The organism is Deltaproteobacteria bacterium HGW-Deltaproteobacteria-4 (genome assembly GCA_002841765.1).
Lineage (GTDB): Bacteria > Desulfobacterota > Desulfuromonadia > Desulfuromonadales > UBA2197 > UBA2197.
Window position 1 is genome coordinate 99,281 of record PHAV01000009.1, and the last position, 21,512, is coordinate 120,792.

General features: G+C 54.1%; 19 protein-coding genes. 6 read left to right on the plus strand and 13 right to left on the minus strand.

Annotated features, from left to right (window positions below; translation table 11 throughout):
* Positions 1 to 51 precede the first annotated feature (51 nt).
* The 6 genes from CVU69_07715 (at position 52) to CVU69_07740 (ending at position 7,783) form a co-directional block, all read left to right on the plus strand.
* A complete protein-coding gene (locus CVU69_07715; GenBank protein ID PKN12363.1) occupies positions 52 to 2,730 on the plus strand; it encodes a UPF0182 family protein in 2,679 nt (892 codons plus the stop codon).
* Between the two features lie 493 nt (positions 2,731 to 3,223).
* On the plus strand, positions 3,224 to 3,724 hold the full coding sequence (locus tag CVU69_07720) for a hypothetical protein (GenBank protein PKN12364.1): 501 nt from the start codon (positions 3,224 to 3,226) through the stop codon (positions 3,722 to 3,724).
* An 83-nt stretch (positions 3,725 to 3,807) separates the two neighbouring features.
* Positions 3,808 to 4,122 (plus strand): transporter, encoded by a 315-nt coding sequence (locus CVU69_07725; GenBank protein PKN12365.1) that lies wholly within the window; start codon positions 3,808 to 3,810, stop codon positions 4,120 to 4,122.
* 329 nt (positions 4,123 to 4,451) lie between these two features.
* Positions 4,452 to 6,806, plus strand: a complete 2,355-nt coding sequence (locus CVU69_07730) for a peptidylprolyl isomerase (GenBank protein PKN12366.1) — start codon at positions 4,452 to 4,454, stop codon at positions 6,804 to 6,806.
* 25 nt (positions 6,807 to 6,831) lie between these two features.
* Positions 6,832 to 7,632 carry a hypothetical protein gene (locus tag CVU69_07735; protein ID PKN12367.1) on the plus strand — a complete coding sequence of 267 codons (801 nt, stop codon included), beginning with the start codon at positions 6,832 to 6,834 and terminating at the stop codon, positions 7,630 to 7,632.
* The gene (locus CVU69_07740) at positions 7,568 to 7,783 is read left to right on the plus strand and encodes a hypothetical protein (GenBank protein PKN12368.1); all 216 of its coding nucleotides are present in this window, start codon (positions 7,568 to 7,570) and stop codon (positions 7,781 to 7,783) included. Before CVU69_07735 ends, CVU69_07740 begins: the two co-directional genes overlap by 65 nt.
* A gap of 74 nt (positions 7,784 to 7,857) precedes the next feature.
* Here CVU69_07740 and CVU69_07745 read toward each other — a convergent pair whose 3' ends face one another.
* The 13 genes from CVU69_07745 to CVU69_07805 form a co-directional block, all read right to left on the minus strand.
* Positions 7,858 to 8,781 carry a hypothetical protein gene (locus CVU69_07745; protein PKN12369.1) on the minus strand — a complete coding sequence of 308 codons (924 nt, stop codon included), beginning with the start codon at positions 8,779 to 8,781 and terminating at the stop codon, positions 7,858 to 7,860.
* Between the two features lie 27 nt (positions 8,782 to 8,808).
* Positions 8,809 to 10,110, minus strand: coding sequence for a cardiolipin synthase (cls, locus tag CVU69_07750; GenBank protein ID PKN12451.1), 1,302 nt, complete (start codon positions 10,108 to 10,110; stop codon positions 8,809 to 8,811).
* 144 nt (positions 10,111 to 10,254) lie between these two features.
* Positions 10,255 to 11,283, minus strand: a complete 1,029-nt coding sequence (locus CVU69_07755) for a hypothetical protein (protein ID PKN12370.1) — start codon at positions 11,281 to 11,283, stop codon at positions 10,255 to 10,257.
* The gene (locus CVU69_07760) at positions 11,280 to 11,963 is read right to left on the minus strand and encodes a bacitracin ABC transporter ATP-binding protein (protein PKN12371.1); all 684 of its coding nucleotides are present in this window, start codon (positions 11,961 to 11,963) and stop codon (positions 11,280 to 11,282) included. The genes CVU69_07755 and CVU69_07760 overlap by 4 nt, the downstream gene beginning before the upstream one ends.
* A 529-nt stretch (positions 11,964 to 12,492) precedes the next feature.
* Complete coding sequence (locus CVU69_07765; GenBank protein PKN12372.1) at positions 12,493 to 13,755, minus strand: hypothetical protein; 1,263 nt, start codon at positions 13,753 to 13,755, stop codon at positions 12,493 to 12,495.
* A gap of 410 nt (positions 13,756 to 14,165) precedes the next feature.
* Positions 14,166 to 14,414 (minus strand): hypothetical protein, encoded by a 249-nt coding sequence (locus CVU69_07770; GenBank protein ID PKN12373.1) that lies wholly within the window; start codon positions 14,412 to 14,414, stop codon positions 14,166 to 14,168.
* Between the two features lie 200 nt (positions 14,415 to 14,614).
* Positions 14,615 to 15,019 carry a hypothetical protein gene (locus tag CVU69_07775; GenBank protein ID PKN12374.1) on the minus strand — a complete coding sequence of 135 codons (405 nt, stop codon included), beginning with the start codon at positions 15,017 to 15,019 and terminating at the stop codon, positions 14,615 to 14,617.
* Between the two features lie 70 nt (positions 15,020 to 15,089).
* On the minus strand, positions 15,090 to 15,701 hold the full coding sequence (locus CVU69_07780) for a hypothetical protein (protein ID PKN12375.1): 612 nt from the start codon (positions 15,699 to 15,701) through the stop codon (positions 15,090 to 15,092).
* 31 nt (positions 15,702 to 15,732) lie between these two features.
* A complete protein-coding gene (locus CVU69_07785; GenBank protein PKN12376.1) occupies positions 15,733 to 16,482 on the minus strand; it encodes a transport-associated protein in 750 nt (249 codons plus the stop codon).
* A 49-nt stretch (positions 16,483 to 16,531) separates the two neighbouring features.
* Positions 16,532 to 16,711: a CsbD family protein gene (locus tag CVU69_07790; protein ID PKN12377.1), complete on the minus strand. Its 180-nt coding sequence runs from the start codon at positions 16,709 to 16,711 to the stop codon at positions 16,532 to 16,534.
* Positions 16,708 to 17,355 carry a hypothetical protein gene (locus CVU69_07795; protein PKN12378.1) on the minus strand — a complete coding sequence of 216 codons (648 nt, stop codon included), beginning with the start codon at positions 17,353 to 17,355 and terminating at the stop codon, positions 16,708 to 16,710. Before CVU69_07795 ends, CVU69_07790 begins: the two co-directional genes overlap by 4 nt.
* A 317-nt stretch (positions 17,356 to 17,672) precedes the next feature.
* Positions 17,673 to 19,298: a Fis family transcriptional regulator gene (locus tag CVU69_07800; GenBank protein ID PKN12379.1), complete on the minus strand. Its 1,626-nt coding sequence runs from the start codon at positions 19,296 to 19,298 to the stop codon at positions 17,673 to 17,675.
* Positions 19,295 to 21,367, minus strand: coding sequence for a hybrid sensor histidine kinase/response regulator (locus CVU69_07805; protein PKN12452.1), 2,073 nt, complete (start codon positions 21,365 to 21,367; stop codon positions 19,295 to 19,297). The genes CVU69_07800 and CVU69_07805 overlap by 4 nt, the downstream gene beginning before the upstream one ends.
* Between the last annotated feature and the right edge of the window lie 145 nt (positions 21,368 to 21,512).

The window sequence follows — 21,512 nt, forward strand, 5'->3', positions numbered from 1 at the left end:
AAATCTTTCCATGGCGATCTGAGCCGTAAACGCAGAAACTGAGGAGTCAACATGCTCAAACAGTACAAGAATCTCGTGCTCTTTTCCGCGCTGTTAGTGGCCCTTCCCTTCTTCTCCTTTTTGATCAGCTTTTACACGGACTGGCTCTTTTTCGTCGAGACCGGCTTCCCCGCGGTCTTCACCACGACCCTGTATGCGAAAATCGGCGCCGGCGTCTTCTTTGCAGCGCTCCTCTTCATCTTTGCCCAGATCAATCTTTTCTTCGCTAACAAAGCGGCTTTCCCTTATGCCGGCACCTACATCGTCGTCGGCAGCGCCCGCTTGCTGCGCAGCGAAATCCTGCGCTTTGTCACCCCCCTTGGCCTGCTGGTCAGCGTTGCGTTGGCTCTTTTAGTCGGACAGTGGGGGGCGATGCAGTGGGAACAAGTCCTCCTCTTTAGCAACCGCGCCAGCGTCGGCACCATCGATCCGGTTCTGGGCAAGGATCTCGGTTTTTATCTCTTTAGCCTGCCGCTGCTGGAGATGCTCAAGAGCTTTGCCACCCTTTTGCTGCTGGCAACAGCCCTGATCAGCGTTGTCACCTACTATCTGCGCGGCGGCATCACCTTGACCGAGCAGGGGCTAGCCATCGACGCTGCAGTTCGCCGCCATCTTGCCGTCCTGGTTGGCATCTTCTTCTGCGTAGTCGCGGCCGGCTTTTATCTTGAAAGCTTCCGCCTGCTCTTTTCCAATAACGGCAATTTTTATGGCGCCAGTTATGTCGATGTCAATTCCCGCCTCCTCACCTACCAGATTCTGACTTTTCTCACCCCGCTGGCAGGGATCATGCTGGCGTTCGGCGGCTGGAAAGGGTCCTGGCGCCAGGCGCTGCTGCCGCTGATTCTTGTCATCGCTGTTTATGTGATCGGCATCCGCCTTTATCCCGGTGTCCTCAATAAATTCAAGGTTGCCCCCAACGAATTGGCCCTTGAGACCCCTTATATCCAGCACAATATTAAGTCGACCCGCTTCGGCTATGATCTCGAAAAGATTGAAACCATCCCCTTCGATGTCGATACCAAACTGACGGCGGCGGATATCGCCAACAATGACGCCACGATCAAGAACATCCGCCTTTGGGATCATGGGCCGCTGCTCAAGACCTACAGCCAGCTGCAGCAGATCCGGACCTATTACAAATTTTTTGATGTCGATAATGATCGTTACACCGTCAACGGTCAGTACACCCAGGTCATGCTTTCGCCGCGCGAGCTTTCCTACGCCGATCTCCCCAGTAAGAACTGGATCAACGAACGCCTCATCTTCACCCATGGCAACGGCATTACCTTCGGGCCGGTCAGCCGCATCAGCAAGGAAGGGCTGCCGGAGTTTTTCGTCAAGGATATCCCTGCGGTCAGTCTCGCCGACGTTAAGGTCACCCGCCCGGAGATCTATTTCGGCGAACTCTCCAACGATTACGTGATCGTCAAGACCAAGGTGCCGGAGTTCAGTTATCCGACCGCCACCGGCAACATCAACACTACCTACGCCGGCCAGGGCGGGGTGGTGATCGATTCGATGCTGAAAAAAGCCCTTTTCGCCGCGAAATTCAAGACCGAAAAGATCCTGCTGTCGACCGATATCACCGCAGGGAGCCGCATTATCTACAACCGCAACATCAATGAGCGGGTTAAAATCATTGCCCCTTTCCTCCGTTTCGATGGCGACCCCTACATGGTCGTAGACGAAGCCGGGCGGTTAAAGTGGATTGTCGATGCCTACACCTTCTCGGATCGCCTCCCTTATTCCCAGCCGCTCCGAGGGGGGATCAATTACCTGCGCAACTCGGTCAAGGCGGTGGTCGATGCTTATGACGGCTCTATCGACTTTTATATCAGCGACCCGGACGATGTGCTGATCAAGGTCTACAGCCAAATCTTCCCGGAACTCTTCCAGCCGATGGCGGCCATGCCTGCCGATCTGCGCCAGCATATCCGCTACCCGCATCAGTACCTGCAGATGCAGGCCTCGATGTTCTCCGCTTACCACATGACCGACCCCAAGGTCTTCTACAACAAGGAGAATCTTTGGGAGATTCCCGCCCTCGGCGACAAGCCGATGGAGCCTTACTACACGATTATGAAGCTGCCGGGCGAAGCAAAGGAAGAGTACATCCTGCTCCTCCCCTTTACCCCTTCGAAACGCGACAACCTCGCGGCCTGGCTCACCGCCCGCTGCGACGGGGAGAATTACGGGAAGATCATGGCTTATACCTTCCCGCGTGACCGTTTGATCTACGGCCCGAAACAGATCGACGCCCGTATCAATCAGGATTCCTTTATCTCGCAGCAGCTCTCCCTCTGGAGCCAGCGCGGCTCCGACGTTATCCGCGGCAGTCTGCTGGTCATCCCGATCGAAAAGTCGCTCCTGTATGTCCAGCCCCTCTTCCTTGCTGCCGACAAAGCCGGCTTGCCGGAACTAAAGCGGGTCATCGTCTCCTTTGACGATCAGGTGGTCATGGAAGAGAATCTCGAACTCGCCCTGCAACGCCTCTTCGGGGCGGAAATGTCCCCGGCCATCGCCGCCACTCCGGGTGGCAAGGTCGATCTAAGCGCCGCGCCGACCGACCTGGCCAAGGAAGCGATGAGCATTTTTGAACGGGCGATCAATCTGCAACGCCAGGGAAACTGGGCCGGTTACGGCGAGGAAGTGAAAAAACTCGGGGAGGTCCTGCAGCAGATGGCCAGGTAGACGCTCAAGAAGCAACCGATCTTCTCCTCCCCGGCGACAGGGTTTTTCAGCTTCCTGCCGCCGGGGATATTTTTTAAGTCAGCACTGGCAACTCACCCGCAACATATTGAGGTTCCATCAAATATTGTGGCCAGAAAACCCTTCCTCCTCCCCGTCGCTTCACCTTCCTAAAAGCTAACCACCTGTTAATAAAACTTAAACTTGAGATCTAGTGCGGTCTTTATTCTTGGCAGGCCACTTGCTAATACATTAAACCGTGACGTCCGTCGTCATCTACTGGAATATTTGCAAAATGGGATGTTGTTGCTAAACTTTCACCACTTAGCCCGAATCAAAGGAGATCACCATGAAAAACAGAGTTCGTTCCCTGACCTTTCTCACCATCTGTCTGCTCGCCACTGCTTCCTTCCTCGGCGGTTGTGCAACAACCGGCATGCAGCGCTCCGTCAAAGCTTCCAACTCCATCTAACAGGTCGACACTGAGATGAGGAAAATGGTTGCTCAGATTGATACCACGGCGGCATCCCTTGACGCTGTCCTCAGTCCCGGACAATCCGACCTGAAAAAATCCTTCACCAGCTATTCCGACAATGTCGTTGAGTTGGAGAAGACAGGGGATAAAGTTCTTAAGTACATGGCGGAAATGAAAGTAAACACCAAGGAATATTTTGCCGAGTGGGCAAAAGAAGGAAACACTTATACCAATCCCCGCCTCCGCGAACTCAGCGAAGAGCGCCAGAACAAACTAGCTGATATTTATGCTCAGGTCTCGGCCGCCAACGAAGGGGTCCAGGAGAGCTATCAGGCATACATAACCGACCTCAAAGAAATCCAGATGTATCTGTCTAACGATTTAACCCCGAACGGAATCGCATCTGTCACCCCCATCGCCCAAAAAAGTGTCCAGGATCTCGTGGACCTGAAAGCATCGCTGCGGCCGGTCATTTACGCTCTCGATGAAATCAAGGCTGAATTATATTCCGGCGGGAAGTAGGCCGGCAAAGCTTTCGACCATGTCGACCATAGCAAGTGGCAAATGAACCTACAATTTCCAAAGTGCTGAAAGGGAAGAAGATCATGAAAAAACTACAGCGCACATTACAATTTCTGGTCTGCATCGGATTGCTCACCGCATTTCTGGGATGCGCATCCACACAAACAACACAAAGTACCGGCGAATTTGTTGATGACTCCGTGATCACGACCAAGGTAAAAGCGGCAATATTCAATGAGCCGACCCTGAAAACGTTTCAAATCAATGTCAAGACCTACAAAAGAGTCGTTCAGTTAAGTGGCTTTGTCGATTCGGCGCAGAGCGTGTCCAAAGCAGGCGAGGTTGCCAAGGCCGTTGAGGGTGTTGCCTCCGTGGAAAACGACCTGGTAGTAAAATAGTGAAGAGCATTCATGTGAATTGAACGTTGCAACGGCAGGAAGCTGGATTCCTGACCGCAACTCATTACGGAGGATGTATGTTGTGGACCATCTGTGTAATTCTGATCGTGCTTTGGTTGCTTGGAATCGTTACATCATATACCATGGGCGGCTTGATCCACATTTTGCTGGTCATTGCCGTTATCGTGGTGCTGGTACGGATCATTCAAGGAAGAAGGATTCTTTAGGTCGGGAAATTCCGGCATAGACCCGTTTGGCTGAATAAAAATGGCGCCTCGCGAGGCGCCATTTTTTGCGCAGGAATTGACAGGCTTTGAGGTGAACCATTCATGAAAATTCCCTTCGTTCCAGCTTTGCTTCTGGTTTTTCTCCTGGCCGGCTGCGCAGCAAAAGCTCTCCCGCCGGTGGCGTTCAAGATTCCGACCCGGACCATTGATTACCAGAAGGAGGTCAAGCCGCTTCTCGACAAACGCTGCACGGTTTGTCACTCCTGCTACAATTCCCCCTGCCAACTTAAACTGGATTCCTTTGAGGGGGCGGACCGCGGCGCTACCAAGGAGGCGGTTTATAATTCCTCCCGGCTCACGGCCATGGACCCGACCCGTCTCTTTACCGATGCGCAGACCACCGCCCAGTGGCGCCAGAAAAAATTCTTCAGTGTTACCGAGAGCACCGTTGCCAATGGTTTGAATGACTCGCTCATGATGCAGATGCTGTCCCATAAGATGAAAAACCCGAAAAGTGTGGGGGAGTACCTGTCGGAATCGGACGATCTGAGCTGCGCGGAAAATGGCAAAGAGCTGGGTGGCTACCTGGAAAAGCATCCGAACAATGGGATGCCCTTTGGTTTCCCCCCGCTCAAGCAGGAGGAGTTCGACCTCATCGCCGGCTGGCTGGTCCAGGGCGCCAAGGGTCCCGATGCCGCCGCGCAGGCGGAACTGACGTCGCCGCAAGCCAGCGATGCGCAGGCCATCCTGCAGTGGGAAGACTTTCTCAATCAGGACGATGCCAAACATGCCATGACCGCCCGCTACCTCTACGAGCATCTCTTTTTGGCGCACGTGAAGTTCGGCACCCCGACCAACGAGTTTTATGAACTGGTCCGCTCCAGGACGGCTCCCGGCCTGCCTCTGGATCTGATTGCCAGCGTTCGCCCCTATGACGATCCCGGCGTCCCGCAGGTCTATTATCGCTTTCGCAAGATTCACTCCACCATCGTCTACAAAACCCATATGGTCTTCAATCTGGACGACGCCCAACTGCAGCGTTTCAACGAGCTCTTTATCGCGCCGGAGTGGCTGCAGCCGCCGCATCGCATGGGCTATGACGCGAAGTTGAGCGCCAATCCCTTTGTCGCCTTCGAGCAGATCCCGCCGCGGGCGCGCTATCAATTCCTGCTCGACAATGCCTACTACATCATCATGTCCTTCATCCACGGCCCGGTCTGCAAGGGGCAGATCGCCCTCAATGTCATCGATGACCATTTCTGGATCATGTTCGTCGACCCGGAGCATGATCTGAGCGTGACTTATCCCGGTTTCCTCAAGATGAACAGCGACAAGCTGCGGATGCCCATCGAGCAGGGGAGCGACCTGCGCGCCTTCTCGGCGCTCACCGATGACCACCGTGAGTCGGCGGTGGCGTTCTACCGGGCCCGGCAGGATCTCTATGCGGCCTTGAACTTTGCCGGCCTCGGCTATGACGCCATCTGGAAGGGGAACCGGGCCGCCGATGCCCCGTTGCTCACCATCTATCGCCATTTCGAGAGTGCCTCGGTGCACAAGGGGGCTTTGGGCAATCTGCCGAAGACGATGTGGGTCATCGACTATCCCCTGCTGGAGCGGATCTATTACGCCCTCGTGGCCGGGTTTGATGTCTACGGCACGGCCGGTCACCAGTTGGTGACCCGGCTTTACATGGATGAGTTGCGCATCGAAGCGGAAAGTAATTTCCTGAATTTCCTTCCACCGGTGAGTCGCCAGGAGATCATGCAATCGTGGTATCAGGAGGTTAAACCCAAGAATATCGGCTACTATCCCTCCGCTTTGCCGACAAAAATATCCTATGTAACGGACGACCCGAAGCGAGAGTTCGTCGAGTATGTTGTCGACCGCCATCTCCTGCCGGCGAGCGGCGTCGCCTTCGATCCGGTGAATTACCTGCGCGCCGGGGGTGTTGATCCGCAGCTACCGGACAAATATGAAACAACCAATGACTATCTGCGAGCCTTTCGCGCTATTTCCCGGCCCGGGGCACCCTTTTTCACCATCGCCAATGATAGCAACGCCAATCTTGCCTTTGTGCGGGTACGACGGGCGCAGGGACGTGATGTCGCCTTTTCCATCGTTCTCAATCGTTGGCACGACAATGTCGCCTTCATGCGCGACGAGGAGGATCGCCTTGATCCGTCAAGGGACAGCGCCGACTTCATTGATGGTCTCATCGGTTGCTACCCGAACTATTTCTTTGATGTGCAAGAGGAGGAGTTCCCCGATTTCATCGCTCTTCTTAGCCATTTTGATAACAGTCCCGAAGAGCTGGCACGCTTGGCCCGCTATGGCGTGAACCGGGCGGACGAGCGTTTATGGGCAACTTATGACTGGTTTCAGCAACGCTTTAATGAAGACGAGCCGGTGCAGGGCGGGCTCCTGGATTTGAACCGTTACTACTACCGCGTCCGTTAGAGGAGCGCGAAGGAAGGTAGGGAAGATGTTCCACTGGATGAGAAATCATAATCGTGAAGAGATAAGACGGCGCCCCTTCCGCCCCGAGTGGGAGGCCTTCTTGCGCACGAACGTGGCCCACTACTGCGCGCTAACGGATGGCGAACGCGACGAACTCCTCGCGCTGATCCAGGTCTTTCTGGCAGAGAAGAACTGGGAAGGGTGCGGCGGCCTCGACCTCACCGATGAGATCCGCGTCACCATTGCCGCTCAGGCATGCCTGCTCCTTCTCGGGCTCCCTCACGATTACTATCGCAACGTCGAATCGATCCTTGTCTACCCCTCCACCGTTGTCATTCCTGAACATCAACCCGGTGTTTTCGAGCGTGTCGACAGCCCGGTGGAAGCCAATGTCCCCATTCTCGGCCAGGCCATCGCCCGGGGGCCGGTGATCCTCGTCTGGGACGCCGTCCTGCACGGAGCGCGTCACCCCGGTCAGGGTCACAACGTCGTTTACCATGAATTTGCTCATAAGCTCGACATGCTTGACGGCACCGCCGACGGCACCCCCCCTCTCGTCGACCATGACCAGCTTGCTGAGTGGGTGGAAGTGTGCTCCCGGGAATTCCTTCGGTTGCGTGATCTCGCCGGGCAGGGGCAAAAAACTTTCCTCGACGCCTACGCGGCCAGGAACGAGGCCGAGTTCTTTGCCGTGGCAACCGAAGAGTTCTTCGCTCGCCCCCTCGCTCTCCAGAAGCACTCCCCCGATCTTTATCGCGTCCTTGGCGCTTACTACCGTCAAGATCCGGCCGAACGCGTGCATCGCGTCTGCCCTCCGGAAGAGTGAGTCAGAATCAGGAGTCCTGGCCGTTCACTTCTTAGCCAAAGGGGATACAATCATGAATAAACGCACTGAGTACGTCGAGAAACTCTCGGCCCAGATGGTTGAATGGGATGTCCAGATCGAGCGACTGCATCGATTTCATTCTTTCGCCTGAGAATATTGCTAAAAAGATCATAGAAATTGGCGCACGGGAGCCGAAGGCGGAGTGAGCTTGTGACACAGGCGGGACTAAAGGGTCGGTCCAAGCTGCCGTTGCAGCCTCAACTGGTTTTTATGCTCTGAGGTCTTGAAGGCGAGGTAGTCCTGCTTGTCCAGTTCAAAGAGCTGCTCTTTGTAGCGGGCGGTAAGATCGTACCAGTTATTAATCCGCCGGCTGAAAAGACTTTTTTCGGGGGAGGGCATCGTCGTCATAAAGGACTGGATCGCGAAATAGTAGCGGACAGCATTCCGTTCGGTTGCGCCCCGCGGCCCGCCGATATGGATGTCCTTGCCATTTTTATCTGTTCCGGTCACCGTGAACCCGACCTTGTCCTGGCCAAGGGTGGAAAAATAAGCCTTGCCCGCCAGGCGCAGCGCCAGACTTTCGTTGTATTCATAGCTGACGTGAACAAAAGTCCTGTCCTTGGACAGGGGGAGAGCCTCGAACCTCATTCTGTGGTTCTCTGTACCGAAAGGGCCATCCTCGGCATTGAGCATAATATCCAGATACGTCTGCTCCTGCACCACGTTCTGAAAATGGTAAAGAACCTGATGCGCTTCTTCCGGAGTTTGATAGAATTTGCGGCCGAAGTAAAAGGTCAGCAGCTTGTTACCCGGCTCTTCCCGGAAAGTACAGGCCTTGACATTGGGGTGCAGGGAGACGATGCCGCACCAGTTGGCCGGAACCTGAAGAGCGTTGACAACGCTGCTAAAGGGAGAATCAAAGATCCCGTAGACATCCACATGCACTCGATTGTTTTTCGCAAAAGAAGTGAGAAAGAGCGGAAGACCGAAACTGCTCGTCTCCAACTTGGCGATGTTCCGCTGATACGTGTCGAGCAGAATCCCGCCCTGCCCGGGCTTCACGACAGCGGCGGCTGAACCGGCCGAGAAATGAATCGCCGCGGCAGCCAGAAACAGGAAGATTTTCGGCAGGGTTCCAATCTTGATCATCGTTTCACTTTCCTCATTTCCCCTACTTTACAACCAGCGCACGAACAAACTGACAAACCACTCCCTGGTTCGGGGGAGCAACGGCCGTTTTTTCCACTCTTCCCAGTGAATCTGCTTTGAATTCAGCAGATCCCCGTTAAACATCTGTTCCATTTCGCCGGCAAATTCCTTACTCAGGATAATCGCATTGACCTCGTTGTTATTGAGCAGGCTTAAGTAATCCATGTTGGTCGAGCCGACCGTTGCCCAGACACTGTCGATGACCGCGGTTTTGGCGTGCAGCAGGGAATTACTGTGCTCATACAGCTGCACCCCCGCCCGCAACAGTTTGGAATAGTAAGATCTCTGGGCATGTAAGGCCAACAGCGAATCGGTGATGCCGGGGAGGATGACCTTGACGTCAACACCGCGCCGGGCCGCATCAGTCAGGGCCTTGATGATCTGCTCGTCCGGAAAAAAATAGGAATTGGTCAGGTGAATCGACTTCTCGGCTAAAGAAATAGCCAACACATAGACAATAAAAGGAACCCGGTTGCTTTCTCCCGGTGTGCTGCCGATCACACGGACCAAGGCGCTCCCCTCTTCTTGCGGAGCCGGAAAATAGTCCCGCAGGGCGGGCTTCGCTTCCCGCTGCATCATCCAGGTGTCAAGAAAGAGTTTCTGCAATTCCGCCACAGCCGGGCCTTCAATTTGCACGTCGGTGTCACGCCAGTGGATCGGTATTTTTTCGTTTTTTCCCCGATTGAAAGGCGTACTCGAATAAACATTGCTGATGTTGATCCCGCCGAGAATGGCGACTTTGCCGTCGACGATCAAAATCTTGCGGTGGTCCCGGTGGGGACTCAACCCCCATTTTTTCCCAACCGTCAGGGGATTCACCGGATTGAAGGCGACCACCTGGATTCCTTCGTCACGCAGTCGCTGAAAAAAAGCATCGGGCGTCAGCATGCTGCCGAGGCTGTCGTAGATGATATGGACCTGAACCCCTTGCCGCTGTTTTTTCAGCAACAGATCAGCAAATTGGTGGCCAATTTCACCATCTTCGATGATGTAGCTTTCCAGGTTGATGTGGTCTTTGGCGCTTTCCAGGGCCTTGAACATGGCGGCATAGGTTGCCTGACCATCAGCGAGGAGAGAAACTTTGTTCCCCCCGGTCAAGGGGCTTTCAGTGATCGATTCGACAACGGTTGTATGGCGTTCGAGAATCTTCATCGGTTCGACCGAATGCTGCAACCGCTCCATGAGCGCCTTGCTTTGCCGGGGCGACAGCTCCCCTCGGGCGGAAGTTATCGGCCGGAGTTTTTGTGCGGCAGGCGCCTCATCAATCATCGTTGAGACGTCCGGCAAGGTGGTGCAGCCGTTGCCGAGAATCAATAGTGAGACCAGTAGAAGTGACAAGAGTCTTGGTTTGATGATGGCCACTTGATTCCTCCCCAGTGGAAATCGATCGTTCAGTTCATTAATCTTCAGGCTTTACATAAGCCAGCGTCTTTTCATCAACAGATAAGAACAGAAGAAAGTAAGGAGCCCGACGCAAAGCAGGCTGATCCATTCCAGAGACAGATTAGCGATGTGCCCATCGTTGAGCAGGATATTTTTAATCGGATCGTAAAGCTGATAGGACGGTAAAAAAGTCGCAATGGATGTTAACTTTTGTGAAAAATCGGATAATGCCGACGGGATCAGATGGGGGAGATAGAATAAAACGCCCAGAGTTCTGGCGCTCGCCTGATTACGGCATAAAAAGCCGAGAAAGATGCCGTAAGAGCTGAAGCAGAAGCTGCCAACCAGGATAAATGCGATATAACTCGGGACGTTGCCCGTCTCGAAGTTACACATCACTTGCAAAATAATAACGGCGGTGAGGATCAGAACCATCCCGGAGAGGACCTTGGCAATCAGCCACTCAACTTCGCGCATCGGTGTTTGTAAAAGGGCAATCAGTAACTTTTTTTCTTTTTCTTCGGCAACTTGCGCCGGCATGATAATAAATCCGACAAGAAGAACCAGCATGAGAATCCAGGTTGGCAGTGTTTGTCTCTGAATCCCCCCTTCCTGCAGGGACTGAATATCGGCAATCCAGTTGATGCTCTTTCCTTCGACCATATTCTGTAATGCTGAAAAAGTTTCGACAATGGAAAGGGCCTGTAGCGATCCTTTTTCCAAAACGATCAGGATCAATCCATTCTCTTTGTTTTCGGCCGGCAGTAGCAGTCCGTCCAACCTCTTTTCCTTGACCCAGCTTTTACCTTCTTCTTCGCTGGAAACACGGGAGACGGTAAAGACTCCATCAGCCGAGGTAATGGTTTGGAGAATGACCGGAGAATAGGTTGCGTTTTGAATAAGCCCTATTCTTACTTTTTGAATGTCGGTCGGCGCACTGTCGACCAGTTTTAAAGAGAAAAAGACAAAGAGCGGGATGAAAATTATCAGAAATATCGTCTTGTTTTTAAAGGCGATGGCTAAATCATTCAACGTTAACGTTATGATATTTTTCATCATAATAGACACAACTTTTCATAAACTTCCGATTGGAAATATTCCCGGGGCGGACCATCAAAGACCAGGCTTCCTTGATGGAGCATAATGACACGAGTGGCCAGAGTCTTGATCTCTTCCGGGCGATGGGAGGTAAAGATGATCGTTTTCCCGGCGGCATGAAACGCTTTAATCATTCGGTAGATCTCTTTGGTCATCTCAAAGTCGAGACCCGAGGTCGGTTCATCAAAAAGCAGGATCGGGGGATCGGCTAACAGAGTGCGGCCGATACTGACCCTTTGCCTTAACCCTTTGGATAAGATCTGCACCCTGTTTTTACGGAAATTGAGCAGATCGAATTCATGGAGGATTTCTTCGATCCGTAAAAAGGGGACCTGAAAAAGACGGGCAAATATTTTCAGATTGTATTCAACGGAAAAAAATTCGAAAAGATTCGGAACTTCCGGGACAAAACCGATCTTCCTCGATACTGCCAGCCGGTTTTTCAGATCGATCCCGTCGACGATCACCTCTCCGCTATCGGGAAGATGCCAACTGGACAGCATCTTTAACAACGTCGATTTTCCTGCACCATTGTGGCCAATGATGGCAATCAACTCCCCCTTTTCGACCGTCAGGTTGATCGGCAGAAGACCTCTTCCTTCATCGTAAACTTTGGTAAGATTATGAACCTCTATCAGCACGGGATCTCTCCATCTTTCACTTCAGCAGGTAGTAATAGATTACGCTCCGGAGAGTGGAATAGTTGCCCTGCTCTCCGGAGCGCACCATCGTAACTGACAAGGTCCTGCTGCAACCCCATGATCAAGTCAGTCTCATAATAACGATCACCAAAATGACCACAACCAATACCGCAATAATGAATCCCATTGTTTTACTCCTTTCCACTACCGATGTTTACCATCGCAAACCGGCAGTCATTATAAATTCCCTGACTTTTTCAGGGTTCTGGAAGTAGCGAATCAAGTCAGGCACAAAATCCTCTTCTTTGTTCCTTTATAAATAACGCCAACTTCACAAAACACAAGACCAGTCCTCTTATTCTGTTATGTAGGGATATCGCAACGAACGTGCCGGAGGGGAACAGCGTCCACCTAAAACGCAACCGACTGATTATAAAGGTAGAAATTGAAAAATAACGGGTGATGTGGAAATGAATCCGTCAAAAAAATCTGTCACGGCTAGCGCAACTGTTATATTTGACGGGAGAGGTCACTCCAGTGTGAAGAAGAAGGTTGCGCCCCTGCCCTGTTCACTCTCGGCCCAGACCCGCCCGCCATGACGTTTGACAATCCGTTCCACAGTAGCCAAGCCGATGCCGTGCCCCTCGACGTCCGTCCCGGGGAGGCGCTGAAAAGGAACGAACAGCTTATCGGCCAAAGCCATCTCGAAGCCCGGCCCATTGTCCCGGACAAAATAGACCGGTTTGCTTTCTCTCTCCGCGACTCCGAATTCGATAACTGCCCCCTCCTGATTGCCGGCAAACTTCCAGGCGTTGCCGAGAAGATTATCGAGGAGCGCCCATAACAGCCCTGCATCACCGATGGCATCGATCCCGCTGGCGATTTGAAATGTAACCAGACGCTCTGGCTCGGCGGCTTTCAGTCCTTTGGCTACCTCGTCGGCAACCTGGCTCAGGTCAACTTTTTCCTGGCTCATGGCGACACGGGTGACACAGGAGAATTTGAGGAGGGTATCGATGAGCTGGTGCATCTGCCGGGAGCCTTCATACATCTCATGGATGTATCGCAAGCTCTCCGCATCGAGTTGGTTGCGACACAGGTCGCGGAGGACTTGACAATAGCCGCTAATGACCGTCAACGGCCGGCGCAGATCATGGGAAACGGTGTAGTTGAATGCCTCCAGCTCAATGTTCGCGGCTGCCAGTTCGGCGACGTGAGTGTCAAGATCGGTACTTAGAATTGCGAGCTTCTCTTCCATTTTCCGGCGACCGGAAATATCGATGAGTACCGCGCGGCACTCCTGCCCAGAAGCGCTCACCACAGCTTCGATCTGCACATAGAGTCGAGACCTCCCCGCTGCCGTGAGCGGCACCTCGCAAGACTCCTTACCGGGACGGATAAAGACTTTGCCGAGAAATTCCGCGAAGAGGGGTCGGGCTTCCTGAGCGACGAACAGTCCAAAATTCCAGCCGGCTAACCGGGAGCGTTCCATCCCGAGGAAGCCGGCCGCTGTGAGGCTGGCGGCACGGACGACTCCGGCGCAGTCGAGGGTGACATAGCCGACCGGGGCGAAATCGTAAAGGTCGGTGTAGGTTCCAAGCACCTGTTCGACTTCGTCCCGAGCCTGACGGAGCTCGGCATTTTGTATCTCCAGTTCGAGCTGGTGAACCTGCAACTTGTGCAGGAGTCGCGCTGTCTCATCCCCGGTTTTGGGGAGATCCTCTTTTGTCAGCTGTTTATCGGCGCGACGGAGTTGCACAACCGCAGGCATTTTCCCATTGTCGATGGCCATGGCAACTCTCCCGCACCAATCAGCTTTATGATGTTAATGTTTTCCGCGATGATGGCCACCATGGTCTCCGCCACCAGGACGATAGCCGACTGGTTCTACCCAGATGCACCCCGACAATGTCGAGGCGATCATCAACAGAATGGTGAGTTTAAGTAAAAGTGATTTTTTCATTAGGAAATTTTCCTTTCGGTGTTTGTTGCGGGGAGAAGATGAAGCGGCGGATGTACTGAAATGATAGTTTACAACTAGCGTGCCAGTGCTGTGGCACAGGCATCAATAGCGCAACAATATGATTATAAAGGTAATATTTGAAGCTAGGCGGGGAAGGGGGGAATAGAGTCTGGCAACGGAATCCGCCACACCTGACATAACCGTTATATCTGACGGCTAGCTTGCCATTCGGTGAAAGGTCATGTACACAGTGGGTCAGGCGCACACAACCGCGCAGGCGAAGAGTTTATTCGCCACACTCTTTTTCGTGGAGCCTTTCCCGCAGGCGGGCGTTGATCACCGGCGCCAAAGGAGAGGAGGAGAATGATCACCAGTGGCGCATCGAAATACCAGCCCAGGAAGCTCACCTGCGTTTGCTGGGAATTTTCTACCGCAAAATATGCCATCACCGCCGAAACGACAATGGCTGCTATCAGTGCAAATTTCAAGATCGACCTCCTGAATTTTCACTAAGAATCCGGTTATGAATCGTGCCGCCGGCGGCGAGAGCGCTGGCTTCTTCCCATCGGTGCGGATGGATGAGAACGAGCATAGAGCCCCGCGGAAGTTCCGATGATTGGCCACCTAAGACAGCAAAAAGCATGGCCCCATTCGGGGCCATGCTTGTCACAGACCGTCAGTTCACTATTTAATTTACAAACGGATAAACATCGGTCAACCCGAGGAGGTCGGTAAAGAGCAGGACGAGAAAGATAAAGACCAGAGCGCCGACCAGACCACCGACACCGAAATCAGCCGCAGCCGGCAGGGAATCGATATTCTGCGCCAGCTTCATCACTTCCTGATCGGTCAAACTGTTCACCCGGACTAACGCTTCCTCAGCGGTAACGCCATGGCCCTGCAGGGCGGCGCCGATATCTTCACGGGCCAGAAGCGTGGCGAGACGGGCACGACTGGCGTCCACCTCCTGGGCACTCACCATCGTCGCGCTCTCAACCAGAGCCGCATTGGCGAGGGGAACGGCAATCGTATGGAAGGACATGAGCATGATCAATAGCAGCGCGGTTTTTTGAAAGAAACGGGATAAATACATGGCAAGATCTCCTTGGTTGGGTGATAACAAAATCGCGACGGGTTAAAGCTCTTCACTTAGACGCAGGAAATCAAAGTCTGAAGCCGATAGCGGCTGTCGTAACAAAACCGTCCAGCTCGATATGCTGGCCGCCGAAGGAAGGCTCGGCCCACAAATATTTCCCTTCCAGACCGACAAACAGGTTGTCCTGTAAATTAAAATTTACACCGGCACCGGCGTGTAAGCCGTAGGTAATTTCTGTCGAGCCTTCTACGTCACCGCTGTTGTCATTCACGTCGAGATCGGAGATGTACGCGCCGATTCCGAACAACCCATAAGGCTCGATCCACCCGAGCGGGAGAAGAATCTTCCCGGTGGCGAGGAGCGGCACAACTGTCAGCTTTGTTTCACCGGGTGACGCCAGCGGAGAACCTTCGCTCTCAAAATAGCCGACACCAAATTCAACGGCCAGAATCGGCAGGATGTAGTGACCGACAGCGACCTCGCCGGCAAACCCGCTCTTGCTGTCGATGTGTTCCCGGTCACCGGCATTGAAATTGTCCAGGTCGTAAGATGAACTGGGTGAATAGATGCCGCCCTTGAGCGCCAGATAATTCCCCTCACCGGCTGCCGCTTTTGCCTGAGGGGTGAAGCCGATCAACGCGCCGGCAAGAACAAGAAGTAAAACTGTTGTTTTTTTCATAACGTCTCCTTGAGGTGTGGTTAACTCCCTATTACTCGACGATCATCCGATTCTCTACAGCCTTGACGCCGTTGACGTCGTTCGCAAGTTTCGTCGCCAGATCCATTTCTGCGATGTTGCGAGCCTTGCCCTGCAAAGTCACCACGCCATCCTTCGTTGTGACTTTGGTGTTGAGGGCACTGGTCGAGCGGTGATACAGCAGGGTCATCTTGACCTGGGCGGTGAGGGAAGAGTCATCGATCTTGTCGCCTATGGAGCGGTTCTCTTCGGCAACCCCGGCCACGGTCATTTCATTCACGACGTCTTTAACTCCCTCGATATCCTTGACATATTCTGTTGTCAGCTCTCTTTGTGCCGGACTGGACGCCGCCCCTTTCAAGGTCACGATGCCGTCTTTGACGTCAACCTCGGTCCTGGCGCTGACGCTGCGATGGAAAAGGAGCGTCGATTTCACTTTGGCGACGAGCCATGCATCGGAGCCTTTAGCGGGATCGCTTTTGATCTTCAGCTGATTATCCACACTCTTGACGTTGGGAATTCCCGCAACGGTCTCCTGGGCTAACATTTTGTGCGATTCATTGAGAACCACCCCGGTCACGGTGACGGCGCCGTCTTTGGACTTGATTTTAATATCATCCTCTTGCAGGTAGGTTTTAAAGGTGTACGACTGCTTGGCCGTTGCTTCAATGTTGCTGTCCATTTTCGACGCCTGCACCGGGACACTGAACGCGACAAGTGTCGCCGCAGCCAGCATCATGCTTTTAGAAAATTTTACTTTCATGCCATCTTCTCCATTTATGTATTAGTTGTTTATGGAACTTACATTCTCACTATTTTTCAAATACCTTCTTGATCTGGCCGATCTTTCCCTGAACTTTGCCAGCGATCTTTTCATCGCTCCCCTCAGCAGCCAACGCCGGATTATCGGATAATTTTCCGGCAAGCTCCTTTGCTGTCCCCTTCAGTTCGTGAATCGCGCCTTCGACCTGGTCCTTGCTGCTTGCTTTCATGATCTTTCTCCTGATGACAAGGTGAATGGCTCTTTTCCGCCGAATTTCCCGGTTTTTTGAAAATTATCCCTATCGGATCGGACCGTGTCGATCGTCGATAAAGCGTTGCGGGTTTGCCAGATGCCGTCCTTGACAGCGGCCTTGTAAAGGGATTCGAGTTCCCTCCGGGTGTGTTCAATGATCTTTCCCGGCATTCCCGGCAGATAGCTGCCGGCATAAAGTAAATTTGCCCGGCTGAATTTTTTGCGGGCACCGCCAAGATCGTCAAGAGACACCAGGTTGAGACCATCGACAACAGTGCGGTAAAACTCAAAGACATCCAGATGGATCCCTTGTGGATCGATCCTGATTCCTTCCGGTCCGATAATGAGCGGATTGAAGCCCACTTCTTTGATCAAAAAATGGTGGAGTGGCCGGATAAAAAGCTCTTCCAACTGCCGCCGGCTGCTGCGGGTCTCCGGCACCCCGAAGAGCGAGCGGCAGATCCGGTCCCAGGTGAAGTAGAGATCCAGCGGCGAAATGAGGGAACAAAAGAGGACTTTTAAGCGTTCATCCTGCCAGTTTGCCGCCACCGTCTTGCCTTCGACGGAAATACGGAAACGACCCAGAGTCTGGATGTCCAACGCGTAAACAGGTTTATTCATGGGCCTCCCTGAAAATTGAGATCAACTCGGGTACAGCAAAAAGAACGCCGCTATTCATCTCTTGCCAAAAAGACAAAGTGCGACGAACGTGCCAGAGAAGAACCGCGAATCAGGGAAGTGCAACAGTCTGATTTTACAGGAGAAAAAGAGAAGTGAACCGAAATGAGAGAGGGAAGCCGTTGAAGCGAATCCGTCAGGTCTAACGTAACTGCCATATATGAAGGATGAAAGTAGAGGAAACTAACTCCTCCAAGCCTCGGGGAAGTCTTGAAGCTCCCCCTCCTTATTCAAGGAGGGGGCTGGGGGGTGGTCGACGTTTACTGCCGCACAATCCCGTATTTTCGCATCCGGGCGCGTAGCGTGCTGGCATTGAGGCCAAGAATCAGCGCGGCCCCGTTCTTCCCTTCGATCCGCCAGCCGGTCTTCTGGAGGACCTGGAGGATGTGGTCATGTTCCAAATCGATGAGAGCCTTGATCTCCTGACCACCCGGTTCTTCGCTCTTACCGAAGGTGTCGAAGCGGTCGAGGACCTGGAGGGAGCTCCCCTGGCTGATGATCACCGCGCGTTCGATAACACTTTCCAGCTCGCGCACGTTGCCGGGCCAGTGGTATTCCTCCAGGGTCCTCAGGGTCTCCTTGGAGACGGTCTCGATCTTCTTACCGATTTTAGCGTTAAATTTACTGACAAAATGGTTGACGAGGAGCGGGATGTCGTCCTTGCGCTGCCGCAACGGCGGCATGGTGATGGGGAAGACATTGAGACGGTAATAGAGGTCTTCCCGGAACCTGCCGTTCTTGACTTCTTCGGCGAGATTGCGGTTGGTAGCAGCGATAATCCGCACATCGGTCTTCAGGGTGCGGGGGCTGCCAAGGCGCTCAAACTCGCCATCCTGAATCACCCGCAGCAGTTTGGATTGCAGCTCCAGAGGCATCTCGCCGATTTCATCGAGAAAGATGGTGCCGCCATCGGCCAGTTCAAAACGTCCGATCTGCCGGGCATCCGAGCCGGTAAACGCTCCTCGTTCCCGGCCGAAGAGCTCGCTTTCGACGAGCGCCGCCGGCAGGGTCGTGCAGTTGACCGTGATCAGGGGCCGGGATTTGCGCGTGCTTCTGCTGTGGATGGCGCGGGCGACCACGCCCTTGCCGGTGCCGGTCTCGCCGAGGAGAAGTACGGTCGCATTCATCGGTGCGACCTGCTCGACCTGGGTAAAGACCCGCGCCAGAATGTTACTTTGGCCGATGATCTCGCCAAAGTTGTATTGCCTGGCCACCTCCTGCTCCAGATAAATATTCTCCGCTTCAAGCTGGTCCTTCAAGCGCTTGATCTCCGCGTAGGTCTCCAGAAGTGATCCTTCGGCCTTCTTGCGCTCGGCGATTTCCTGTGAGAGCTGTGCATTCGTCTGGCGGAGATCGCCGGTCCGTTCCTGCACCGTCTCTTCGAGCATCTTGTTGTAATCATCAAGCTTTTTGTGCAGGAGCCGCACTTCCAGCATGTTGTGGATACGCATCCTGACCTCCACCAGATCAAAGGGCTTACTGATGAAATCACGGGCCCCGGCTTGCAGGGCCCGGGTCTTGTGGCCGGGTTGCGCCGTGATCACCAGCACCGGCAGGTAGCTGTCCGTTTCGATACTTTTCAGTTCTTCCATCACCGCAAAGCCATCCATAACCGGCATCTGCAGGTCGAGCAGGATCAGGTCGTAGTGATTTTCCCGGTGCAGCGCGCAGACCTCCCGGGGTTGCGTCGTTGCGGTCACAGCGGTGTAGCCGGCGTCACGCAGTAATTCCGCCAGCAGTGTGACATTGTCCTCGCGATCGTCAACGATGAGAATGTTGGCGCTGAGAATATTGGCGCTGAGAATATTGGCGCTGAGAATATTGGCGCTGAGAATATTGGCGCTGAGAATATTGGCGCTGAGAATATTGGATTCCGGAATCTTCATATTTCTTCCTTTTTCGCTGCCAGGGCCGCTTTTGTCTTCGCGTACTTCAGGACCATATCGAGCGTCTCCATAAACTGGTTGACCTTGATCGGCTTAGTAAGATAGCGAAAAAAACCGGCCTCCAGACCTTTCTCGATATCGCTGGGGATAGCATTGGCACTGAGGGCCACGACCGGGATGTGCGCGGTGGAGGGATTGTCCTTCAGGATTAGCAGCGCTTCAATGCCGCTGATGCCAGGGAGATTGATGTCCATGAGGACAACATCCGGCAGAGAAGAGAGCGCCATCGCAATGCCGGTAACGCCGTCCTTGGCACTGAGCAGACGGATATCGCTGCGGCGCGCCAGGATGTCCTCGACCAGCATCAGATTCGCCGGGTTATCCTCGACATAAAGCACCGTGTAAAACTGCGTGTTCCCTTGAATTTGCGCCTGGGCGACTTTCGCTAATTCTGCCGCGCGGGCGGCGACCTGCGGTTCCGTCGTCTGTTTCAATTCGAGCCAGAAGACACTCCCTTCGCCGACGCTACTCTCGACGCCGATGATGCCATCCATCAATTCGACCAGCCGTTTGCAGACCACCAGGCCGATGCCGGTCCCTTGCTCACCGTGCGCTTCCTGGCCAAGACGATTAAAGGGCTGGAAGAGCTGGGAAATCTGTTCCGGCGCCAGCCCGGCGCCGGTGTCGCGGACGCTGATCCGAATCGCGTCCGGGGGGCTCAGGGTACAGGTCACAGTCACCGTTCCCCCCTCGGTGTTGTACTTGATGGCATTGGAAAGGAGATTGATGAGCAACTGCTTCACCCGGGTGCGGTCGGCACTGACAAAGTAAGGGGTGGCGAGACGGCCAAAGGTCACTTTGATACCGCACTGTTGCGCCTGCGATTCGACCATGACGGCGCATTCCTGCATGACTTCCTGCAGTGCGACCGGTTCCAGCGACAGCGACAGCTTGCCGGATTCGATGAGGGCGAGGTCGAGGATTTCGTTAATCAGCTCTAGCAGGTACCAGCCGGCCTTGAGGATCTGATCGACGCTTCGCTTCTGACTGGTGGTCGGCGGCGGCGTGCCGGACTCGAGGAGTTGGGCAAAACCGAGAATCGCGCCGAGGGGGGTGCGCAGCTCATGGCTCATGCTCGACAGGAAATCCGATTTTGCCAGATTGGCTTTTTCCGCTACCGATCGGGCGTTCTCCAGCTCGATGTTCTTTTCCTGCAGCACCTGGTCGAGGCGTTTGCGCTCGGTCACATCGCGGGCGGCGGCGAATACGCCGAGTACGTTGCCTTGCACATCCTTGTAGACCGAGGCGTTGTAGAGAACGTCGGTGAGATGACCGTCCTTATGTCGGATGGTGAGCGGGTAGTCGGTAACCGCGCCTTTGGAGAAGGCCTCCCGGTATCCCTCGCGCGCCTTTTCGGGCTCGGTGAAGTAGTCGGAAAAGTCGGTGCCGACAAGCTTCTGCCGTGGCACACCCGTTACCTTGATGGAGCCTTCGTTGATATCTGTGATCTTGCCTTCGGCGCTGATCGTGACGAGCGGGTCGAGCGAAGCCTCGATGAGGCTGCGCGCGTACTGTGAGGCCTGCTTGCGCACGGTGTTGTCGGTACCGATGAGGAGATAACCGATGATGGCCCCATGATCATCACGCAGGGCGGTGACCGAGACGACGGCCGGGAAGCGGCTGCCGTCCTTGCGGATATAGGTCAGCTCATAGATATCTTCGATGCCGCGCCAGGCCTTGAAGATCAGCGCCTCGAACCCCGGGGTGATCTCGGTGTCGAGCTCAAGGCTCAAGGCGACAGCGCGGGCGATCAATTCCTCGGGATCGGAAATGTCGGCCGGCGTGATCTTGTTCATCACCTCTTCGGCGCTATAGCCGAGCATCCGTTCGGCGCCGACATTGAAGATCTGGATGACCCCCTTGGAGTCGGTGGCGATGCTCGAAAAGTTGGCGCTGTTAAAAATCGCCCGCTGCAGAGCTCCTGCCGTTTTCGCCTGCAATTGCTCCTGTGTATAGCTGCGTAATTCTGCGGCGGCTCTTAACTGCTTGGTCTCTTTATCGTTGGCCATCGTCCCTCTATTCGCCCCGTAGTTTCGCTCTTCCCGCAATGACGGCATCTCCTCGCACGGGGTGACTGCAGTTCCCGGCGCGCCGCCTTCTTTTTCCGGAACAACAAGGGAATGTTCATGATCGCCCTGCGCCGGATTCTGTCGT

Bases quoted from the DNA above. Each gene is read 5' to 3' on its own strand.
- CVU69_07720 (PKN12364.1), top strand. From the start codon at position 3,224: ATGGTTGCTCAGATTGATACCACGGCGGCATCCCTTGACGCTGTCCTC.
- CVU69_07745 (PKN12369.1), bottom strand. From the start codon at position 8,781: ATGATCAAGATTGGAACCCTGCCGAAAATCTTCCTGTTTCTGGCTGCC.
- CVU69_07775 (PKN12374.1), bottom strand. From the start codon at position 15,019: ATGTATTTATCCCGTTTCTTTCAAAAAACCGCGCTGCTATTGATCATG.
- CVU69_07805 (PKN12452.1), bottom strand. From the start codon at position 21,367: ATGGCCAACGATAAAGAGACCAAGCAGTTAAGAGCCGCCGCAGAATTA.
- CVU69_07780 (PKN12375.1), bottom strand. From the start codon at position 15,701: ATGAAAAAAACAACAGTTTTACTTCTTGTTCTTGCCGGCGCGTTGATC.
- CVU69_07730 (PKN12366.1), top strand. From the start codon at position 4,452: ATGAAAATTCCCTTCGTTCCAGCTTTGCTTCTGGTTTTTCTCCTGGCC.
- CVU69_07795 (PKN12378.1), bottom strand. From the start codon at position 17,355: ATGAATAAACCTGTTTACGCGTTGGACATCCAGACTCTGGGTCGTTTC.
- CVU69_07755 (PKN12370.1), bottom strand. From the start codon at position 11,283: ATGATGAAAAATATCATAACGTTAACGTTGAATGATTTAGCCATCGCC.
- CVU69_07765 (PKN12372.1), bottom strand. From the start codon at position 13,755: ATGGCCATCGACAATGGGAAAATGCCTGCGGTTGTGCAACTCCGTCGC.
- CVU69_07725 (PKN12365.1), top strand. From the start codon at position 3,808: ATGAAAAAACTACAGCGCACATTACAATTTCTGGTCTGCATCGGATTG.
- cls (PKN12451.1), bottom strand. From the start codon at position 10,110: ATGATTGATGAGGCGCCTGCCGCACAAAAACTCCGGCCGATAACTTCC.
- CVU69_07735 (PKN12367.1), top strand. From the start codon at position 6,832: ATGTTCCACTGGATGAGAAATCATAATCGTGAAGAGATAAGACGGCGC.
- CVU69_07785 (PKN12376.1), bottom strand. From the start codon at position 16,482: ATGAAAGTAAAATTTTCTAAAAGCATGATGCTGGCTGCGGCGACACTT.
- CVU69_07790 (PKN12377.1), bottom strand. From the start codon at position 16,711: ATGAAAGCAAGCAGCAAGGACCAGGTCGAAGGCGCGATTCACGAACTG.
- CVU69_07715 (PKN12363.1), top strand. From the start codon at position 52: ATGCTCAAACAGTACAAGAATCTCGTGCTCTTTTCCGCGCTGTTAGTG.
- CVU69_07800 (PKN12379.1), bottom strand. From the start codon at position 19,298: ATGAAGATTCCGGAATCCAATATTCTCAGCGCCAATATTCTCAGCGCC.